At 67.6% G+C, this 15,631-nt stretch carries 12 protein-coding genes and 3 pseudogenes; 8 read left to right on the top strand and 7 right to left on the bottom strand.

The annotated features are described in order from the left end of the window. Positions 1 to 573 precede the first annotated feature (573 nt). The 4 genes from RM609_RS29155 (at position 574) to RM609_RS29140 (ending at position 4,080) form a co-directional block, all read left to right on the top strand. Positions 574 to 807 (top strand): ferredoxin, encoded by a 234-nt coding sequence (locus tag RM609_RS29155; RefSeq protein WP_311614724.1) that lies wholly within the window; start codon positions 574 to 576, stop codon positions 805 to 807. Further along, positions 791 to 2,185, top strand: a complete 1,395-nt coding sequence (locus tag RM609_RS29150) for an NAD(P)/FAD-dependent oxidoreductase (RefSeq protein WP_311614722.1) — start codon at positions 791 to 793, stop codon at positions 2,183 to 2,185. The genes RM609_RS29155 and RM609_RS29150 overlap by 17 nt, the downstream gene beginning before the upstream one ends. Positions 2,186 to 2,224: 39 nt before the next feature. After that, positions 2,225 to 3,433, top strand: coding sequence for a cytochrome P450 (locus tag RM609_RS29145; RefSeq protein ID WP_311614720.1), 1,209 nt, complete (start codon positions 2,225 to 2,227; stop codon positions 3,431 to 3,433). 140 nt (positions 3,434 to 3,573) lie between these two features. Then, complete coding sequence (locus RM609_RS29140; RefSeq protein WP_311614718.1) at positions 3,574 to 4,080, top strand: DUF1003 domain-containing protein; 507 nt, start codon at positions 3,574 to 3,576, stop codon at positions 4,078 to 4,080. Positions 4,081 to 4,289: 209 nt separating this feature from the next. On the opposite strand, the pseudogene RM609_RS29135 reads toward RM609_RS29140, so the two are convergent. The 4 genes and pseudogenes from RM609_RS29135 to RM609_RS29120 form a co-directional block, all read right to left on the bottom strand. Beyond that, positions 4,290 to 4,532: pseudogene (locus RM609_RS29135) on the bottom strand (SpoIIE family protein phosphatase); the annotation flags it as partial. A 461-nt stretch (positions 4,533 to 4,993) separates the two neighbouring features. After that, positions 4,994 to 5,584 (bottom strand): DinB family protein, encoded by a 591-nt coding sequence (locus RM609_RS29130; RefSeq protein ID WP_311614716.1) that lies wholly within the window; start codon positions 5,582 to 5,584, stop codon positions 4,994 to 4,996. A 590-nt stretch (positions 5,585 to 6,174) separates the two neighbouring features. Further along, the gene (locus RM609_RS29125) at positions 6,175 to 7,059 is read right to left on the bottom strand and encodes an aldo/keto reductase (RefSeq protein WP_311614714.1); all 885 of its coding nucleotides are present in this window, start codon (positions 7,057 to 7,059) and stop codon (positions 6,175 to 6,177) included. 29 nt (positions 7,060 to 7,088) lie between these two features. After that, positions 7,089 to 8,030, bottom strand: coding sequence for an NAD-dependent epimerase/dehydratase family protein (locus RM609_RS29120; protein ID WP_311614712.1), 942 nt, complete (start codon positions 8,028 to 8,030; stop codon positions 7,089 to 7,091). A 70-nt stretch (positions 8,031 to 8,100) separates the two neighbouring features. On the opposite strand from RM609_RS29120, the gene RM609_RS29115 reads away from it, so the two are divergent. Continuing rightward, positions 8,101 to 9,090, top strand: coding sequence for a LysR family transcriptional regulator (locus RM609_RS29115; RefSeq protein ID WP_311614711.1), 990 nt, complete (start codon positions 8,101 to 8,103; stop codon positions 9,088 to 9,090). Between the two features lie 246 nt (positions 9,091 to 9,336). On the opposite strand, the gene RM609_RS29110 is transcribed toward RM609_RS29115, so the two are convergent. Together RM609_RS29110 and RM609_RS29105 are read right to left on the bottom strand one after the other, a co-directional pair. Continuing rightward, complete coding sequence (locus RM609_RS29110) at positions 9,337 to 9,957, bottom strand: hypothetical protein (RefSeq protein WP_311614709.1); 621 nt, start codon at positions 9,955 to 9,957, stop codon at positions 9,337 to 9,339. Positions 9,958 to 9,984: 27 nt separating this feature from the next. Next, positions 9,985 to 10,740 carry a hypothetical protein gene (locus tag RM609_RS29105; RefSeq protein WP_311614707.1) on the bottom strand — a complete coding sequence of 252 codons (756 nt, stop codon included), beginning with the start codon at positions 10,738 to 10,740 and terminating at the stop codon, positions 9,985 to 9,987. 827 nt (positions 10,741 to 11,567) lie between these two features. Here RM609_RS29105 and RM609_RS29100 point away from each other — a divergent pair. The 3 genes and pseudogenes from RM609_RS29100 to RM609_RS29090 all read left to right on the top strand — a co-directional run. Next, positions 11,568 to 12,095, top strand: a pseudogene (locus RM609_RS29100) (serine hydrolase domain-containing protein); the annotation flags it as partial. Between the two features lie 112 nt (positions 12,096 to 12,207). Continuing rightward, positions 12,208 to 12,501, top strand: coding sequence for a hypothetical protein (locus RM609_RS29095; protein ID WP_311614705.1), 294 nt, complete (start codon positions 12,208 to 12,210; stop codon positions 12,499 to 12,501). Positions 12,502 to 12,594: 93 nt separating this feature from the next. Further along, positions 12,595 to 12,906: pseudogene (locus RM609_RS29090) on the top strand (ADP-ribosylglycohydrolase family protein); the annotation flags it as partial. A 200-nt stretch (positions 12,907 to 13,106) separates the two neighbouring features. On the opposite strand, the gene RM609_RS29085 reads toward RM609_RS29090, so the two are convergent. After that, positions 13,107 to 14,924 carry a serine hydrolase gene (locus RM609_RS29085; RefSeq protein WP_311614703.1) on the bottom strand — a complete coding sequence of 606 codons (1,818 nt, stop codon included), beginning with the start codon at positions 14,922 to 14,924 and terminating at the stop codon, positions 13,107 to 13,109. Between the last annotated feature and the right edge of the window lie 707 nt (positions 14,925 to 15,631).

Raw genomic sequence — 15,631 nt, 5'->3', positions numbered from 1 at the left:
CGACCCTGATACGCCAAGCACGGTGGCCACATCCGGATACGCAAACTGATCTTTGCGGGACAGCCTTTAGTCGACTCGGGCGTCGGTACGACGGTGCGCAGAGTGATGCTATGCGACGGCGGGCTTGTTGAGCTGCGGTGTCATCCGCAGGGGATCCAGTTCGGATCCGCGCGGGACGAGCACGGGGTCGGTCCGCGGACTGGTGGGGCGCGGGTGTGCAGGTCGCCGAGCGGGGTGGCGGCGTCGTACGCCTGGGTTCGCGCAAGGTGTGCTCGTCGTCTCTGCTCCAAGCATGGGGTGACACTCCCAGAGGAGGCCGTTGCTGCGGAGGTCTCTCAGATCTGCTGCCGTGACGTCGTCCCGGTAACGGAGCCACTCACTCACGCGGCGCCCCGGTCACAATGAGCGGGCACCGGGCGGTTGACCGGCCGAGGCTCGCCCTGGACCCCTCGCCTTGCAGGTCGGCCTTAGAGGGGGCGATCCTGAAGATGAGGCATGCCACCAATCCTGTGAGCCGAGCGCAAGGACTGCGGAGCCGACGGTGACCGCGGCCCGGCAGAGAGCGTGATCCAGATGAGGCTTGTCGTCGATCTCAACCGGTGCCAGGGATTCGCACAGTGCGTCTTTCTCGCCCCGGACGTCTTCTCGCTCCACGGCGAGGAAGCACTGCTGTTCTCCCCTCGCTTCGACGAGGCACAGCGTGACCGGGTGGAGCAGGCAGCTGCCGCCTGCCCGGTCCAGGCCATCCTCGTCGACTACTCCGACGAGCCGACGGTGCGGGTCGAGCCCCATGTCGGCCGACACTGACGTCGAGGTGCTGCGGCGCCAGGGCCGCATTGTCGTGGTCGGTGCCTCGCTGGCCGGTCTGCGCGCGGCGGAGACCCTGCGCGAGCAGGGCTTCACCGGATCCCTGACCATGATCGGCGACGAGCCGTACGAGCCCTACGACCGTCCGCCGCTGTCGAAGCAGGCACTGCTCGGGAGGGCACGGCCCGAGGACACCGCTCTACCGAGGCGGCGCCACATCGACGCCGAATGGCGGCTGGGCGTCGCCGCCGAGAGCCTCGACAGGGGCGCCAAACAGGTACGCCTGACGAACGGCGATACCGTCCCCTACGATCGCCTGCTGATCGCCACCGGGACCAGGGCGCGGCCCTGGTTCCACCCGGAAGAGGCCGCGCTGGACGGGGTGTTCGTGCTGCGGACGCGCGACGACTCCGCACGCCTGCGCCGGAAGCTGACCGGTGGCGTGTCGCGGGTGCTGGTGATCGGCGCCGGCTTCACTGGCTCCGAGGTCGCCTCCGCCTGCCGGGAGCTGGGGCTTCAGGTCACGGTCGCTGAACGCGGCCCGGCACCGCTGGCGGGCGCGCTCGGCGGAGTGATCGGCGCGGTCGCGGACCGGCTGCAGCGGAAGCACGGAGTCGACCTGCGCTGCGGCGTCAGCGTCGTCGCCCTCGAGGGCGACGACGTGGGACGGCTGAGACAAGCCCATCTGTCCGACGGCTCGGCGATCGACGTGGAGGTGGCGGTCGTCTCGCTCGGTGCCCTGCGCAACACGGAATGGCTCGCCGGCTCGGGGGTCGCCGCGGGACCCCGGGGGGTGGCGTGCGACGCCGGGTGCCGGGTGTTCGACGTCAACGGCATCGTCACCGACGACATCTACGCCGCCGGTGACGTCGCCCGCAGCCCCCACCCGCTGTTCGACTACCAGTTCCTGGCGCTGGAGCACTGGGGCAACGCGGTCGAACAGGCCGGGATCGCCGCCCACAACATGATCTGCGCGGGTCCGGACCGCCGCCCGCACCTGTGGCTGCCGATGTTCTGGTCCACCCAGTTCGGTGTCAACATCAAGTCGGTGGGTGTTCCCTCGCTGGGCGACCAGCTGGTCGTCGCCCAGGGGACGCTCGACGAGGATCGGTTCGTTACGGTGTACGGCTACCGGGGCCGCGTCATCGCGGCGGCCGCATTCGACGGAGCCAAGTGGATGGGGTTCTACGAGCACCAGATCGCGTCCGGCGCGCCGTTCCCGCCGGACTACCGCACAGTCGACCGCCGGACCGAGACACTGCAGCCGATCGACCCGGCCTTCCCCAACCCCCATCTGCCCACCCACGGGGCCACGGTCACGCTGACGGGCTACTCGCCGAGCGAGCGGCGTGTCTCGTTCGTTCCGGCACATGCCTGATCACCGGCCCTGTACCGCCCGGAGCCCTCAGGAGTCACCATGACGTCCGGCAGCATCGTCGCGCAGATCACCGACTACGCCAATCGGGCCGATCCGTACCCGCTCTACGCGGAACTGCGCAAGCAACCGGTCAGGCGGGAGGACGACGGCTCCTACCTGGTCAGCACCTACTACGAGGTGCGCAGCCTGGCCAACGACCCGCGGCTGAGCAACGACACGAGCAACCGTCCGTCCGGCGCCACCCGCCCCGGGCAACCGCCCCCGGAGAGCGGCCTGCCGCCCAGCTTCATCTTCACCGATCCACCCCTGCACGACCGGCTGCGCGACACCGTCAACCGGCCGTTCGGCCCCCCGCACAGCCCCCGATTCCTCGACGGCCTCCGCGGAGAGCTGGCCAAGGTCGTCACCGAGCTGCTCGACGCCTTCGAGGGCAAGGACCAGGTCGACATCGTCGAGGACTTCTCCTACCCCCTCCCCGTCACCGCTATCTGCAAGGTCCTCGGTGTGCCACGCGAGGACGAACCGCGCTTCCACGCCTGGGCCGACGCCCTGGCCTCGTCACTCGATCCCCGGCCCGGCGACGACAGCGCCCAGGAGAAGGGCCAGCGGGCACGCCGGGACCTGGGCGTCTACCTGTCCGACCTGATCGAGGCCAAACGCCGCCACCCCGGCCCCGGGATCCTCAGCGCGCTCGCCCCCGAAATGGCACCGGCAGACCTGGAGGCCACCGCCGTGCTGCTCCTGGTCGCCGGCCACGAGACCACCGTCAACGCCATCACCAACACGACCCTCACCCTGCTGCGCCACCCCGACATCCTCGACCGGTTCCAGAAGGACCCGGACCTGGCCGTCCCGCTCATCGAGGAGGTACTGCGCTACGAGCCCCCGGTCCAGTTCGTCCCGTGGACCACCGCCCTGGCCGACATCGACGTCGCCGGCACCACCATCCCCAAGGGCTCGCCGGTCTGGCTCATGCTGGCAGCGGCCAACCGCGACCCCCAACGCTTCGAGGACCCCGACCGGTTCGATCCCGACCGCAAGGACAACGAGCACCTGGGCTTCTACACCGGCATCCACTACTGCTTCGGCGCACCCCTCGCCCGCATCGAACTCCATGCCGCGGTGCCAGAACTGTTCCGCCGGGTCAAGTTCTCCCGGCTCCTCGAGGACCCGCCGCCCTACCGCGCCAACGCGGTCCTGCGCGGCCCGCGCCACCTCCCCGTCGCCATCGAAGGACTCACAGCCTGAACACCGCCGTCCTCCGCCGACCCGGTGCCTTTCGACCATGCGAAGTATTCGAAAGTGTCCAGGGACGGTCGTCGCGACGTTCGCACCCGCCGGCCCCTACGCTGTCGGCCGGTGCACATGGACGGTGGTCGGGAGTGGGCATGGACGGTGCGGCGAGCGGCCCCGGTGGTCAGGGCCGTCCGAGGGGGCCGGGCAGCCTGGCTGTGCGGCTGCGGCACGAGCAAGACGTGCTCGCGCGGATGCGTGGGACCGAGGACCGGATCGCGGACGCGATCACCGCCTTCGCCGGCACCATGCAGTTCGTCTACCTCCACGCGGCGTGGTTCACGGTCTGGATCGTGTGCAACGAAGGCGTGTTCGGTCAGGGGGCTGTCTGGGATCCGTTTCCCTTCGGGCTGCTCACGATGATCGTCAGCCTGGAGGCGATCTTCCTCTCTACCTTCGTCATGGTGAGCCAGAACCGCCAGGCCGCTCGCGAGAACATCCGCGCCGATCTCGACTTCGAGACCAATGTGCGTTCTGAGGTGTGGTCGATCCACATGGGCCGCGCCCTGGGCGTCGACCCGGCGGAGGTCGAACGCAAGGTGCAGGACGTCCTCGCGGAGAACCGCGCCCGCTTGACGGGCTCCGGCCAGTCCTCCGGGTGACCGGCCTTCGGGCACAACTGAAGGTCACCTGGCAGTCGGCCAGAGAAGACCGCCAGCGCGTGTGACGGCTTCGCCTGCAAGCTCCTTCCCGATGGGAGGAGGGCGCATGGGCCGATCTTGCTCCGGGGCCCTTTGTGCGCGACTTTCCAGGTGGGCAACTCCTCGCCCTTTCGGCGACGGTGCGGCAGGAGCTTTCCGGTGGCCAGGGATCAGACTGCCAGGCGTCGGACGACGACTACGGCGTCGCCGACTTGGAACGGGAGCCTCTGGACGTCGTAGGCGGCAATACCGAAGGGACCGCCGAGTCCGATCGGAAGGTGGCTCGCCTCGGGCACGAGTGGGGTGATGTGATTCCCGCGCAGAAGTAGCGGCGGCGGGTGGCCGCAATCGATGAGGTGGACGACCGGATCGTGGTCGGGGATGTCGAGCAGGATGGCAGTGGCGAAGTCCTCGCTGGTGTCCTGCTCTGCCTGTGGCCGCCACTGGCTGGTGTCCTAGCGGAACGCGGCGTCCAGGTGGACGGCGAGGCGGGGCAGGGTGGCCTGCTGATGGGCGGCTGCGCGGAAGGCGCGGCCGCTGCGGGCGGGCAGTGGCTGCAGCATCTGGCTCGTGGAAGCCTGCTCGACCGGCCGGTTCCAGCTCGTCATCGAACTGCTGACCGCGATCTTCGCCCGCACCTTCGGCATCGATATCACCGTCGTCGTCAAATGGCAGTAGGCCGCCGCCGGTGACTGGGGTGCCTATGCGGCCGCCGTCGCAAGCCGCGACGATCGGCGACAGGCGGGGATTGCGCCGTCTTGAGATATCGCCTTTCGTCATCGGCGTGTAGGACGGGTGACACCACCATGCGATGGGTTGGGGAGGTAGAGACCAACGCGAGCTGCCAAGGCGAGCCTCACCTCCCCGAACGAGTTCAGCTCAGCTTGGCCTGGGCCTGCTTGGCAGACGCCTCCAGCCTGTTCCAGTACTCCTGGTACCACGCTTCGTCGCCGGCCATGTTGCTGTTGGTCTCTCGTAGACCGACCTTGCCGTCGATGAGCTCGCGGGCAATGTCGGCGTGGCCAGCGTGTCGGTTCGTCTCGGCCGTCATATGCAGCATGATCCGCTGAAGCGTCACATCGCCGTTGTCGCCCCACCACGCGACATGGCCTGCCGCATCGAGTGGTAGCGCCTCGATCGTCGCATCCGCGTGCGCCCAGGCGCGGTGGTAGAGGCTGAGAATATCCTCGCGCGACTCGTCGGCGGTTGCCCACATGTCCGAGTTGGGCTCGGCCTCCTCCTCGTGCCAGGGGAGAGATTCGTTGTGCGGGCGGCCGAAGGTCGGGCCGAAGTATCCGAACTCGACGCTGGCAAGGTGCTTGGCCAGGCCGAGCAGGTTGGTGCCAGTCGGTGTCAGGGGGCGACGGGCGTCATACTCGGATAGTCCGTCCAGCTTCCAGACGACGGCTTCGCGGGCTGCCTTGAGGTAGCGGTGCAGGTCGTCTTTAGGGTCATTGGGCTTCATGAGGCTGAGTCTCGCACCGCCTGCCGACAGCGGTCGTATGGATTTCCCGGTCGAGCACAAAGCATCAGCCAACGACTGGGCTGTCCATGCCGTGGACCGGCCGTCCCGGGAGTCTTGATGCAGCAGGTATTCGGACAGTTCTGATACCGGCTCTGGCGTGAGTTCCGCGACAGCCGCCCGTGGATCTTGAAAGTTGCCGATCATGACGGGTGTCTGTCGCTGATCTTCTGGCCGTCTTGTTCCCCCAGTTCGCGCTGCTGAGCGTGGACCTGATCAGGCCGCTCGGCCGGTCGGTACGGGGTGCATGCCCGGGGGCGGGCGCCGGGGGCGGAGTGTCCGAGCTGCGGTAGCTGGTCAGGACGCGTCCACAGCGGGTACGAGCGGCTGGCCAACCTCGCCGGTGACCACCTCGCCGATGTCGCCGACGCCGCCGAACGCGGCATCCACCGCATCTGCTCCAACGAGTAACTCCTCCTGGTCCTTCCTCACCCACACCGGACTATCGATTCACCCCCAACAATCACAGAACTATCGAAAACCTCAGTAGGCCAGGGAGCACGTCAAAAACCCGTCAGAAAGGCGTCAGCCTCTCAGTTCGGCAGTACGGCCTCCAGCTCTGCCAGTTCCGCCGCCTCGAGCTCGACCTCTGTGGCCTTGGCCGAGTCCTGGATCGAAGCCGGACGGCTGGCTCCCGGTACCGGGATGACCATCGGGGAGCGGGCCAGCAGCCAGGCCAGGGCGATCTGCTGCGGGCTGACGCCACGCTCGGCCGCGATGCGATGGAAGGTGGTGCCTGCAGAGGCTGGGCCGGACGGGCCGTCCAGGGAGCTGCGCGAGATGCCGCCCAGCGGGCTCCAGGGGAGGAAGGCGAGGCCGAGTCGGGTGCTCAGCTCCAGTTCGGGCTCGGTGTCCCGAATGGCGGGGGAGTACTGGTTCTGCACGGAGACGAGCGCGTCGCCGAGGATGGCGTGGGCTTCACGGATCTGGTCGGTGGTCACATTGGAGATCCCAGCGGCGCGGATGGTGCCGGCGTCGAGTAGTTCGCGCAGCGCGCCGACCGATTCCGCCCAGGGCACGTCGGGGTCGGGTTTGTGTAGCTGGTACAGACCGATGGCTTCCACCCCCAGGCGCTTGAGGGAGGCCTCGGCGGCGTGCTTGAGATGAGCGGGGGAGCCGGTGACGGTCCAGCTGCCGTCGCCAGGGCGGCCACGGCCCCCCTTGGTGGCTACGAGGACGTTGGAGGTGTCGCCACCGTAGCGGGCCAGGGCGCGGGCGATGAGGAGTTCGTTGTGGCCGCGTTCGTCGGCGTGCCAGTGGTAGCTGTCGGCGGTGTCGATGAGCGTGATATCGGCGTCGAGGGCGGCATGGACGGTTGCGACGGACCGTTTCTCGTCCGGGCGGTTCTCGATGGACAGGGGCATGGCGCCCAAGCCGATCGCGCTGACCGTGGTGCTTCCCAAGGGGCGGTACTTCATGTGCGTCTGTTCTCCAGTGTCCGTGTTGCTCAGAGTGCCGGGGCGGCGGATGCGGCGAGGGCTTCGGCCACGGCGCCGGGGAGCCAGTCGGCGGTGCGGGAGAAGGCGAAGCCCAGATGCTTCGCGCGGGCGTTGCTCATGGCGTAGTGGCGGTCGAAGGAGAACGGCGAAGCCGCCTCGCCTGGGGCGACGGCTCGGTACACCGGCTCCCGGCCAGTCTGGGCGGCAATCACGGCACTCAGATCGCGTACATCGAACAGGCCGTCCGAGCAGGCGTTCACCGGACCGGTGAAATCGGTAGCCGTGGCTGCCCATAGCAGCAGATCGGCCAGCTCCTCATAGTGGATGAAGACGGTGGGCAGCACCGTGGGATGCACGGTGAGCGGTATGCCCTGGGAGATATGCTCGACATAGTGTGCCAGCCGGCCGGTGAACTCCTGTGCGCCGCCGCCGAGCACGTGGGCGCTGCGCACAGCGGCGAACGCGAACCCGCCATGCTGAGTGAAGGCGGCCTCCGCCTGGCGCTTGCCCTCGGCGTAGTGCGCTTCCAGGTAGGCGTCGTCGGACCAAGGCAGATCCGTGCTCACTCGCCACATGGCGGTGTCCACGATCTCTTCCGGCACCGGTGTGCCAGGCGGGACGAAACGCAGCGCGGCGGTCGACGGGTCGTAGACCTCGATGGTGGACGTCATGACGTACCGGCGAGTGCGGCCTTGGAAAGCGCGGGCGGCGATCTCGGCCTGCACCGGGGTGTAGCAGACCTGGTCAACGACAACATCGAAGGTGCGAGAGGCGAGTGCGGAGGTGAGGGCGGCCTCGTCGTCGCGGTCGACGACGAGGTGCTCGACGCCGTCGGGCGGCGGGGTCGAGCCGCGGTTGATCACAGTGACGTGGTGTCCGGCGGCCTGCAGGCGCTGGACGAGGAGCCTGCCGAAGTACCTGTTTCCGCCGATGACGCAGATGCTTTGCATGGCTTCATCCTGGGCATCTACAGTCGCCAGCAGAAGTGCCGACTTGGTGGAAACGCATTAAGGAAAACTGTTGATCGATGTGCAGCGGCTCCGCGTCCTGCGGACGGTGGCGGAGCACGGCAGTTTCAACCAGGCGGCGGCTGCCCTGCGCCTCACCCCCTCGGCCGTGTCCCAGCACGTCGCGGCCCTGGAGCGCAGCCTCGGCGCGCGGGTCGTGGAACGCAGTACCCGAGGGGTGACCCTCACCCAGGCCGGCCGGATCATGGTGGGAGCCGCAGAGTCGGTCACCGCGGAGCTCACGCACGCCAAGCAGCAGGTCGACCGGCTGGGCACCGGCCGTACCCAGTTCACCCTCGCCACGTTCACCAGCGGCGGTCGGCTCCTGCTGCCCGGCGCCCTCACCCGTATGACGGCCTCCCATCCCGACATCGTGATCCACGTCAGGGAGGCCGAGCCCGAGGACAGCGTGCCCCTGGTTCGCCAAGGTGCCGTGGATGCCGCGCTCGCCTACCACTTCGACGGACCCCTACCTGCCTGGCCGGGCAGGAGCTCCGACGTGGAGTGGACCATGCTGATGGAAGACCCCCTGCACGTCGTCCTCCCCGAGGCACACCCTTTGGCCGACCGTCAGGCGCTCGACATCGCCGAACTGGCGGACGAACCCTGGGTGCTCGGCTGCCGCAAGACCGAGGCCTACCTGTCGCGTTACGCCGAGCGCTCCGGTTTTACCCCGGAGGTACGCGGCACGACGACCGACTACTTTTTCGCCCGCTCGCTCGTCGCAGCGGGCGTGGGAATCTCACTGATCCCCTCCATCGCACTGATCCCGGAATTGCCGGCTCTGCGGACCGTTCCGATCAATCCGCCGGCCCCGACCCGGCACGTCGGCGTTGCTGTACTGCGCCGCCGCGGCCACCACTTGGTGGCAACACTGATCCAGGCCCTTCACGAGCAGGCGGCAGCGGCCGTTGAACGATGCCTGCCGACCGCAAGACGCCGCGTTGGCGACAATTCAGAGATGGAGCCTCACGCTGGTCATAGGCGCCAGTCTCCAAAGTAGATCGTCCGTCAGCGTGGTCGACACGCTGGCACCTGCTGACCGAGCGGCCTTCCACGACCCGGCGCATGCTGGATCCAAGCTGCTGGCGATTGTTCCGGAATGTCTGTATCGGTGGAAGTGCTTAATTTCTGGCTCGCGTGCCGATAGACCTGCAGGTCAGGCAGTCCGATCCCCGTGCACGCGGGGATGGCTCCCACCTGCGATGAACCTCGCCCGGGGGCCTCGATGTAACCCACCGGACACAACCTAGCCCGGGCCTTCGCCCGGAAGGTCGGTGGAGAAGGCGGGTCGGCCCTGCACCGAGTCGGCCGGTCTGAGGTCGTGTGCTGCGACGGTCACGGCGCGCTCGACGATGGTGTAAGTGAGACCGACGTCCATGCCGTCAGCCCCCAGTCCGGCCAGGGGAACGTGCACCTCCACCACGTCGCCGCGCGAGGTGCGCCCCACGACGACATCCGTGGCCCGGCGGCCGTCGGTCTTCACCCGGAGCAGCTCGATCGGTTCGGCGAGGTACGCGTACCAGGCGTCGCTGCGCCGCCCGAGTTCGTCGAGCAGCCAGCCGTGGCTTGCAAGCGTTGAGGACGTGGAGTCTGCTGGCTCGTCGTCGGCAAGCAGGGCGGGGCCGGCCGCGGCGATCGACTGCAGGAGCGCATCGCGGCCGGCCTCGGGGTCGGGCAGGAGGGTCGTGGCGGGGATGCCGGGCCATTGCACGGTCACCCGTGCATGGCCGGAGGCCAGGTCGACGTTCCGGACGCACAGGCCGAGTTCGGCACTCCCGCGCTGAACGGCACCCAGATCGACGAGTAACGGCGCCCACCATTCGGCCGCAGGCAGAGTACGGGACGGCCGGACCGGATGTCGGCTCATCGGGAGGACCCTCCTGGCGTGGGTGGATCAGATGTTGATGGCGTTCTTGACCCAGTCGGGGCAACGCCCCTGAACGCCCTCACAGTAGGCGGTGATGACGCCCTTGGGCAGCATCGGGATTTTGGCGCTGAAGTCTACCCCCGCACGGACGGCCTGGACCTTGTCGACGCGGCAGGTCCTGAAGATCCACCAGCCGCTGCACTTCACGTGCAGCACGTCGGTGAAGTAGTTCCAGGTGTCCGGATACCCGGCGAACTTCTGTTTTCCTGCGGCTCCCGGGCGCGGGTACTTCGTGGTGGCTTCGACGGCCTTCATGGTGAGGTTGTGCTTCTGTTCTATTTTGGTGAGCCCGAAGCCCTTGTCCCTGACGGGGTCGTAGTACCCCCGCCGCATGTAGACGGTCCAGCCGTCACGGTCCTTCCACTGCCCCACCAGATCGTCGGGGCCGCTGAGAGTTGCGCTCTCCGCTCCGGCGGTACGGGGCGCCTTCCCTGCGCCGAGCTGCTTCACTGCAGCATCCGGAATCCCGTGCTGGCCGAGGTCGGCCAACCGGAACGACGAATTTCTCGGAATTCCGGATCCGTTGTCGAAGACGGAGAACTCGACCTCTCCGGACGAGCGCTGAGCGGACGGTGCTGCTCCCATTGCGGACGCCGGCGCCGCTGCGAACAGCCCTGCCGCGAGCCCGAGGGCCGCCGAGGCGGTGGCGTACCGACGTGCATTCACCCTACGCATGGTCCCCCTTGAGGTGACTGCTGTGTACTTCCGATACCGGACCCTCATGATGCGATCCGGCCACCAGCAAGCTAGAGAGACCACGCGTGACGCGTCGACCCCTGCGGGGGCGAATCGGCCAACCCTCATTGCTGTTGACGGCAATCACCATTTGCAACAAGGAGGTTGTGGGCCACACAGCTCACGAGCTTGGGGCCGCGCGGCGGGGGCAAGTTCCATTTTCAGTAGGTGAGGGCCTGCAGTGTGACCGAAAAGTTTCGGACACAGCCAGGCAGTAACCACCTCCAGAGCGAGCTCCCACGGAGGCCGAACGGTCCACGTATGGACCGGGAAACGCGTACATCGCGTTGTGCTCGCTGGCGAAGTGGTGGGCCGGTCAGACGCTGTGCGCGCGAGCCTCCAGCCAGAGGGCGTAAGCGGTGGATTCCCTCTGGGCTTCCGTGATGTGCATATGCCAGTTGCTTCCCTTTTCGGCTCGCTGCGCCGTACGGACGGCCTTGTCGGGCCGGGCTGAAGATTTCGTTGGCGCGGCGAAGATTTCGTCAGTCTTTCGTCTGCGTGCTGAAGATTTCGTCCCGCAGTATCCGCAGGTGGGAGGCATCGGCAGGGCCCTACGCTGGTCGTTCTCTGAGCGCTGTGGGAGGGGCATGAGGAGAGGATTCAGGCCGGGTCGCTTGCCGGCGGTCCCTGTTCCCCGACGGGGAGAAGCGCTGTCGAGCTGGGTGCTGGCCGCTACCGGCTCAGTGCCACCGCCGCCGCGCTGGCCGAACTGAGCCACCGGATCAGCTGACCTGACCGCCACGTTCCCGGCCGCGGGCCGGTGCCGTCACTACGCTGACGAGCCGGCCCGTACCGCGCACCTTTTGGAGATGCTCATGGCAGACAGCACCGAGAAGATCACCCAGCTCATCGCGGAGGGCGTCCACACGCGGGTCTACCCCGGCGCGGTCTGGGCCACCGGCAACGCCACCGGCATGACCGCAGGAGGCACCGCTGGCCTCCTCGACCCCACCGAACCCGACGCCCCGATGCGGCCGGACACCGTCTTCGACGCCGCCAGCCTCACCAAGATCCTCGCCGTGTGGTCCACCATCGGCGCCCTATGGGAAGACGGCACCCTCCCCCTCGACGAACCCCTCGCCGGATTCTGGCCCGAGGTCGCCGGGCACCCGCTCGGACAGGTCACCGCCCGCCAACTGCTCACCCACACCGCCGGCCTGTCACTGCGCGCCCAGCTGAAGAACCTCTACGGCACCGACCCCGCCGCCATCCGCACAGGCGTCCTGCACGAAGTCCTCAACCGGCCGCCGGGCGAGGCCGTCGAGTACACCGACCGGGCCGTGGCGATCCCCGGTGAGCCGACCCGCCGACGCTCCAGTGGACACGGTCAGCCCCAAGACCGCCGCGGCCCTGCGAGCCGCGATGACTCACCTCTTCGAGGGGCGGCCGCAGCGGACCGATGGTCGCCTCACCAAGGAGAATCTCTACAAAGAAGCCCAGGTCAGCCGCGCGACCATGAACCGGGCTCAGGCCGTTCCAGCCGAGTGGGACGCCCACATTGCGGCCCACGGCAAGGCCACCCCTGGTGAGGCGAGACGCGATGCCGCCATCGCCGACATCAAGAAGCGCCTGACCGCGAAGACCCAGGAGTGCACGCTCCTGGAGAAGAAACTGAAGGCCGCCCAGACAGCGATCGCCGCCCTCTTCCATGACAACGAGGCCCTACGACAGCAACTCGCCAAGGACGCCTCATCCACCGTGAGAGAACGGGAGATGCACGGGCCCAAGCGGCGGTCGTACCCGTCGTAGCCGGACATCGGGTTGGCCTCCAGGATCGTGTGACGGCCGCCGTCGGAGACCATCGGCAGATGGCATCCGCGGACTGGTCATTACACTGGACGGATGAGTCCTGTGGAGCGCGCCGTGGGGGCGGTTGTCGGGTCGGCTGTGGGAGATGCGCTCCGGGCTCCTTTTGAGTTCGGGCTTCCGGGAGTATTCTCCTCGCGCTTTCCGGCGCCTGGGTGTGGAGGAGAGATGTCGGGTGGCGGCGGGTGGGATGCCGGTGAGGCCACCGACGACACGCAGATGGCCGTGCATGTCGGTGAATCACTACTGGAGCGTGGCGGATTGGACCCCGTCGATATTTTCCGGCGATTTCAGCGGTGGGCGGTTGCAGGCCCCAAGGACATAGGGCTTCAGACGGAGGACGTACTCCTTCTCAGGTGAAACAGTGTCGGCCCGACCCCTCGGGCCGGTCGACGACATCCCACCACCGTCGCCGGGACCGGCATCTGCCGGGCGGCACGCAGCCGGACATGCCGACCGAGCCCGAGCTTCGGTGTTGGAGATCGCAGCTTCCCCGAATACATCCGGCCAACCACCGACTTGACTACCGATGGAAGATCGATGGCCGCTCAGACGACCTGTTGCACCTGCCACATCAGGTCATCGAACTCTTGATCTAGCGGGGTGTTCGGACGTCCGGTGTTGCAGACTGCGCTCCAGGCGCGGCCGTCGGAGGGGCGGACCAGGATCGACTGCGTGCCGGGCAGGGTGCCGTCGTGCCAGATCGTCCCAGCGCTGTTGACCGCCCACCCCCGGGCGTAGCCCGGATGGGTGGGGGTGACCGGGCGGACCGCGGATGCGGTGGTCATCGCGGTGAGTGTCGCTGGCCGCAGCAGGTCGGGGGACGATGGCAGGCCGTCGACGGAGAAGAGAAAGCGGAGCATGCCGGCCGGCGTCATGACCCAGCCGCCATGGGAGTCCATCCGATCAACCCGGATCTCGTAGGGCGCGTCGCGATCCAGGCCGAAGTACATGGCCTCCTGACCTTGCCGGCCCGCGGCGGTGGTGCCGGCCAGGACGGACTGGCCCGCGTTGCTCGGGTCCAGCACGAAGCGGTGGACGAACTGTGCGTACGACAAGCCGCTGACTCGTTCGATGATCCGGCCGAGCAGGCAGTAGCCGAAGTTCGAGTAGCCGTAGGTGGTGCCGGGGTCCGCGGTGAGTGGGCGGTTGTCGAGCGTCCAGGAGATGAGCGCGTCCTGCTCCAGCTGTGTCTGCTGGAACATCGGGTCGTTGCTGTCATTGGTCCAGCCGCCGGCGGAGTGCTCCAGCAGGTGCTGTAGTTGCACGGTGAGTACCCGGGCGCTGTAGCCCTGCGTCCCGTAGGTGGTTCCCAGCAGCGCCCCCGTGCCGAACACCGGGTCCGTCAGCGCGAGTTGGCCCTGCTCGATGAGCAGGTGTACAGCGGTGGAGGTGATGGGCTTGGTGACGCTCGCGATGCGGAAGCGGTGGTCCGGCGTGGCGATCTCGCGGGTGATGCGGTTGGCGTAGCCGAAGGCGCCGGTGGCCCGGTTCGTGCCGTTGCGGGCGATCGCGAAGGAGAATCCCGGCACGGCCCACTTCTGCATGAAGGGCACCACCAGACTTGCCGCGGGGGTCGCGCTGAAGTCGGTCTCCGGCGTGGACTCCCAGATCGTGGTGTACCGTGCCGAGCCGCCGTCCATGGAGCCGCTCACATCGACCAGCCGTAGCCCTGCTGCCACATTGGCGTCGAACTGGCCCTGGTAGTCGTCGTGCGCGACGCCGTGGGCCGCCTTCCCAGGGTGCCCGGGCGACTGCTCCCAGATGCCCGCGTACCGGATCTGGCCGCCGATCGAGTAGCCGACCACCCGCACGAGACGGAAACCGTGCTGGTTCTGCGCGTCGAACTCGTCTTGGTATTCCTGCGCCGTCAGACCGTGTCGGGCCTCCCAGGCCGGGCCGGCATAACGGTCCCAGACACAGGCGAAGCGCTCACCGTTCTGGTCCTCATAGGGCGACACGCAGCGCAAACGAAATCCCTGACTCGACAGATCGTTGAACAGGGCCTGGTACTCGTCCCCGGTCAGCGCGTGGTGGGCGGTCCACTCCAGGCCCTCTTCCTGTTCCCAGATCGCGCTGAACAGAACGTCGTTACCCGAACGGAATACTGACAGGTCGACCGGCCGGAACCCGTCGCGACTCAGCGCAGTGACTGCGGCTTGGTAGTCGTCGGCCGAGATGCCGTGACGCGCTTGCCAGCCACTGCCACCTTGGACCGCCCAGATACTGGCGAACCGCGGGGCGCCGCCGAATTCGTAGCCAGCGATCTTGAGGAGTCGATAGCCGTTACTGGTGAGCCGATCGAACTCGGCCTGATGATCCGCTGCAGTGAGGCCGTGACGCGCTTGCCAGTCGGTCACAATCACCAGTCAACTCCAGCGCTCAGGTCGCCTCGGGTGCTGAGCGAGGGCCGCAGAGAGCACAGCCACCCGCGAACCTCTGTCCCCGTATCAACCAAGGAATCAGCCCACGTACGCCGCAAAATATGCGGTCCGTTCAGTTTGCACATAACCGGTTCGATACATCGAAAGGCACGACAAGCGGCCTGACTGTGGGCTGGAAAACTTCATCTCTCTAGGCGAAATGAGAACATGTGAACCAATCGCAAAGGGACGACTAACCAGCTGACGGCTCCTCACGCAAGATCGAGGCTAAGGCTTGACGGAGAGGCCGAACCAACATGTAGTGCTAGTGCACGATGACCGGCGGTCCGGCGTCTACGGTCACCAGTGGGGCCTTGCCAGACTGGGCGCAGAAGAAAGGCGTCCCGGTGGTATTGGCGCACGCGTTCCAGAGACAGATCCACACCTCGTAAGAGATGCGGGGGCCGACGAGCACCCAGATGGAGGGCGCCATGCCGCAGGCCTCCGAGGCGACGGTGAACAGAGCAAGCCCGGTCAGGAAAACCCGTGCTCGATCGCACGCTGCATGGGGCCGCCACCCCTACGCGTCATAGGGACCACGCTGCTCGTGGAGGCTCGCGGCCCGGAGACGGTTCGTTGACGGCCGTCAGATGGCCGGCCGGACAGCGGCGGGCTCGGTCAACTGGAGAAGCGCGCTGCCAGACACAGCG

The sequence above is a fragment of the Streptomyces hesseae genome, from assembly GCF_031845785.1.
In the GTDB taxonomy this organism is placed as follows: domain Bacteria; phylum Actinomycetota; class Actinomycetes; order Streptomycetales; family Streptomycetaceae; genus Streptomyces; species Streptomyces hesseae.
This window is presented reverse-complemented; position numbering and strand designations above follow the sequence as displayed.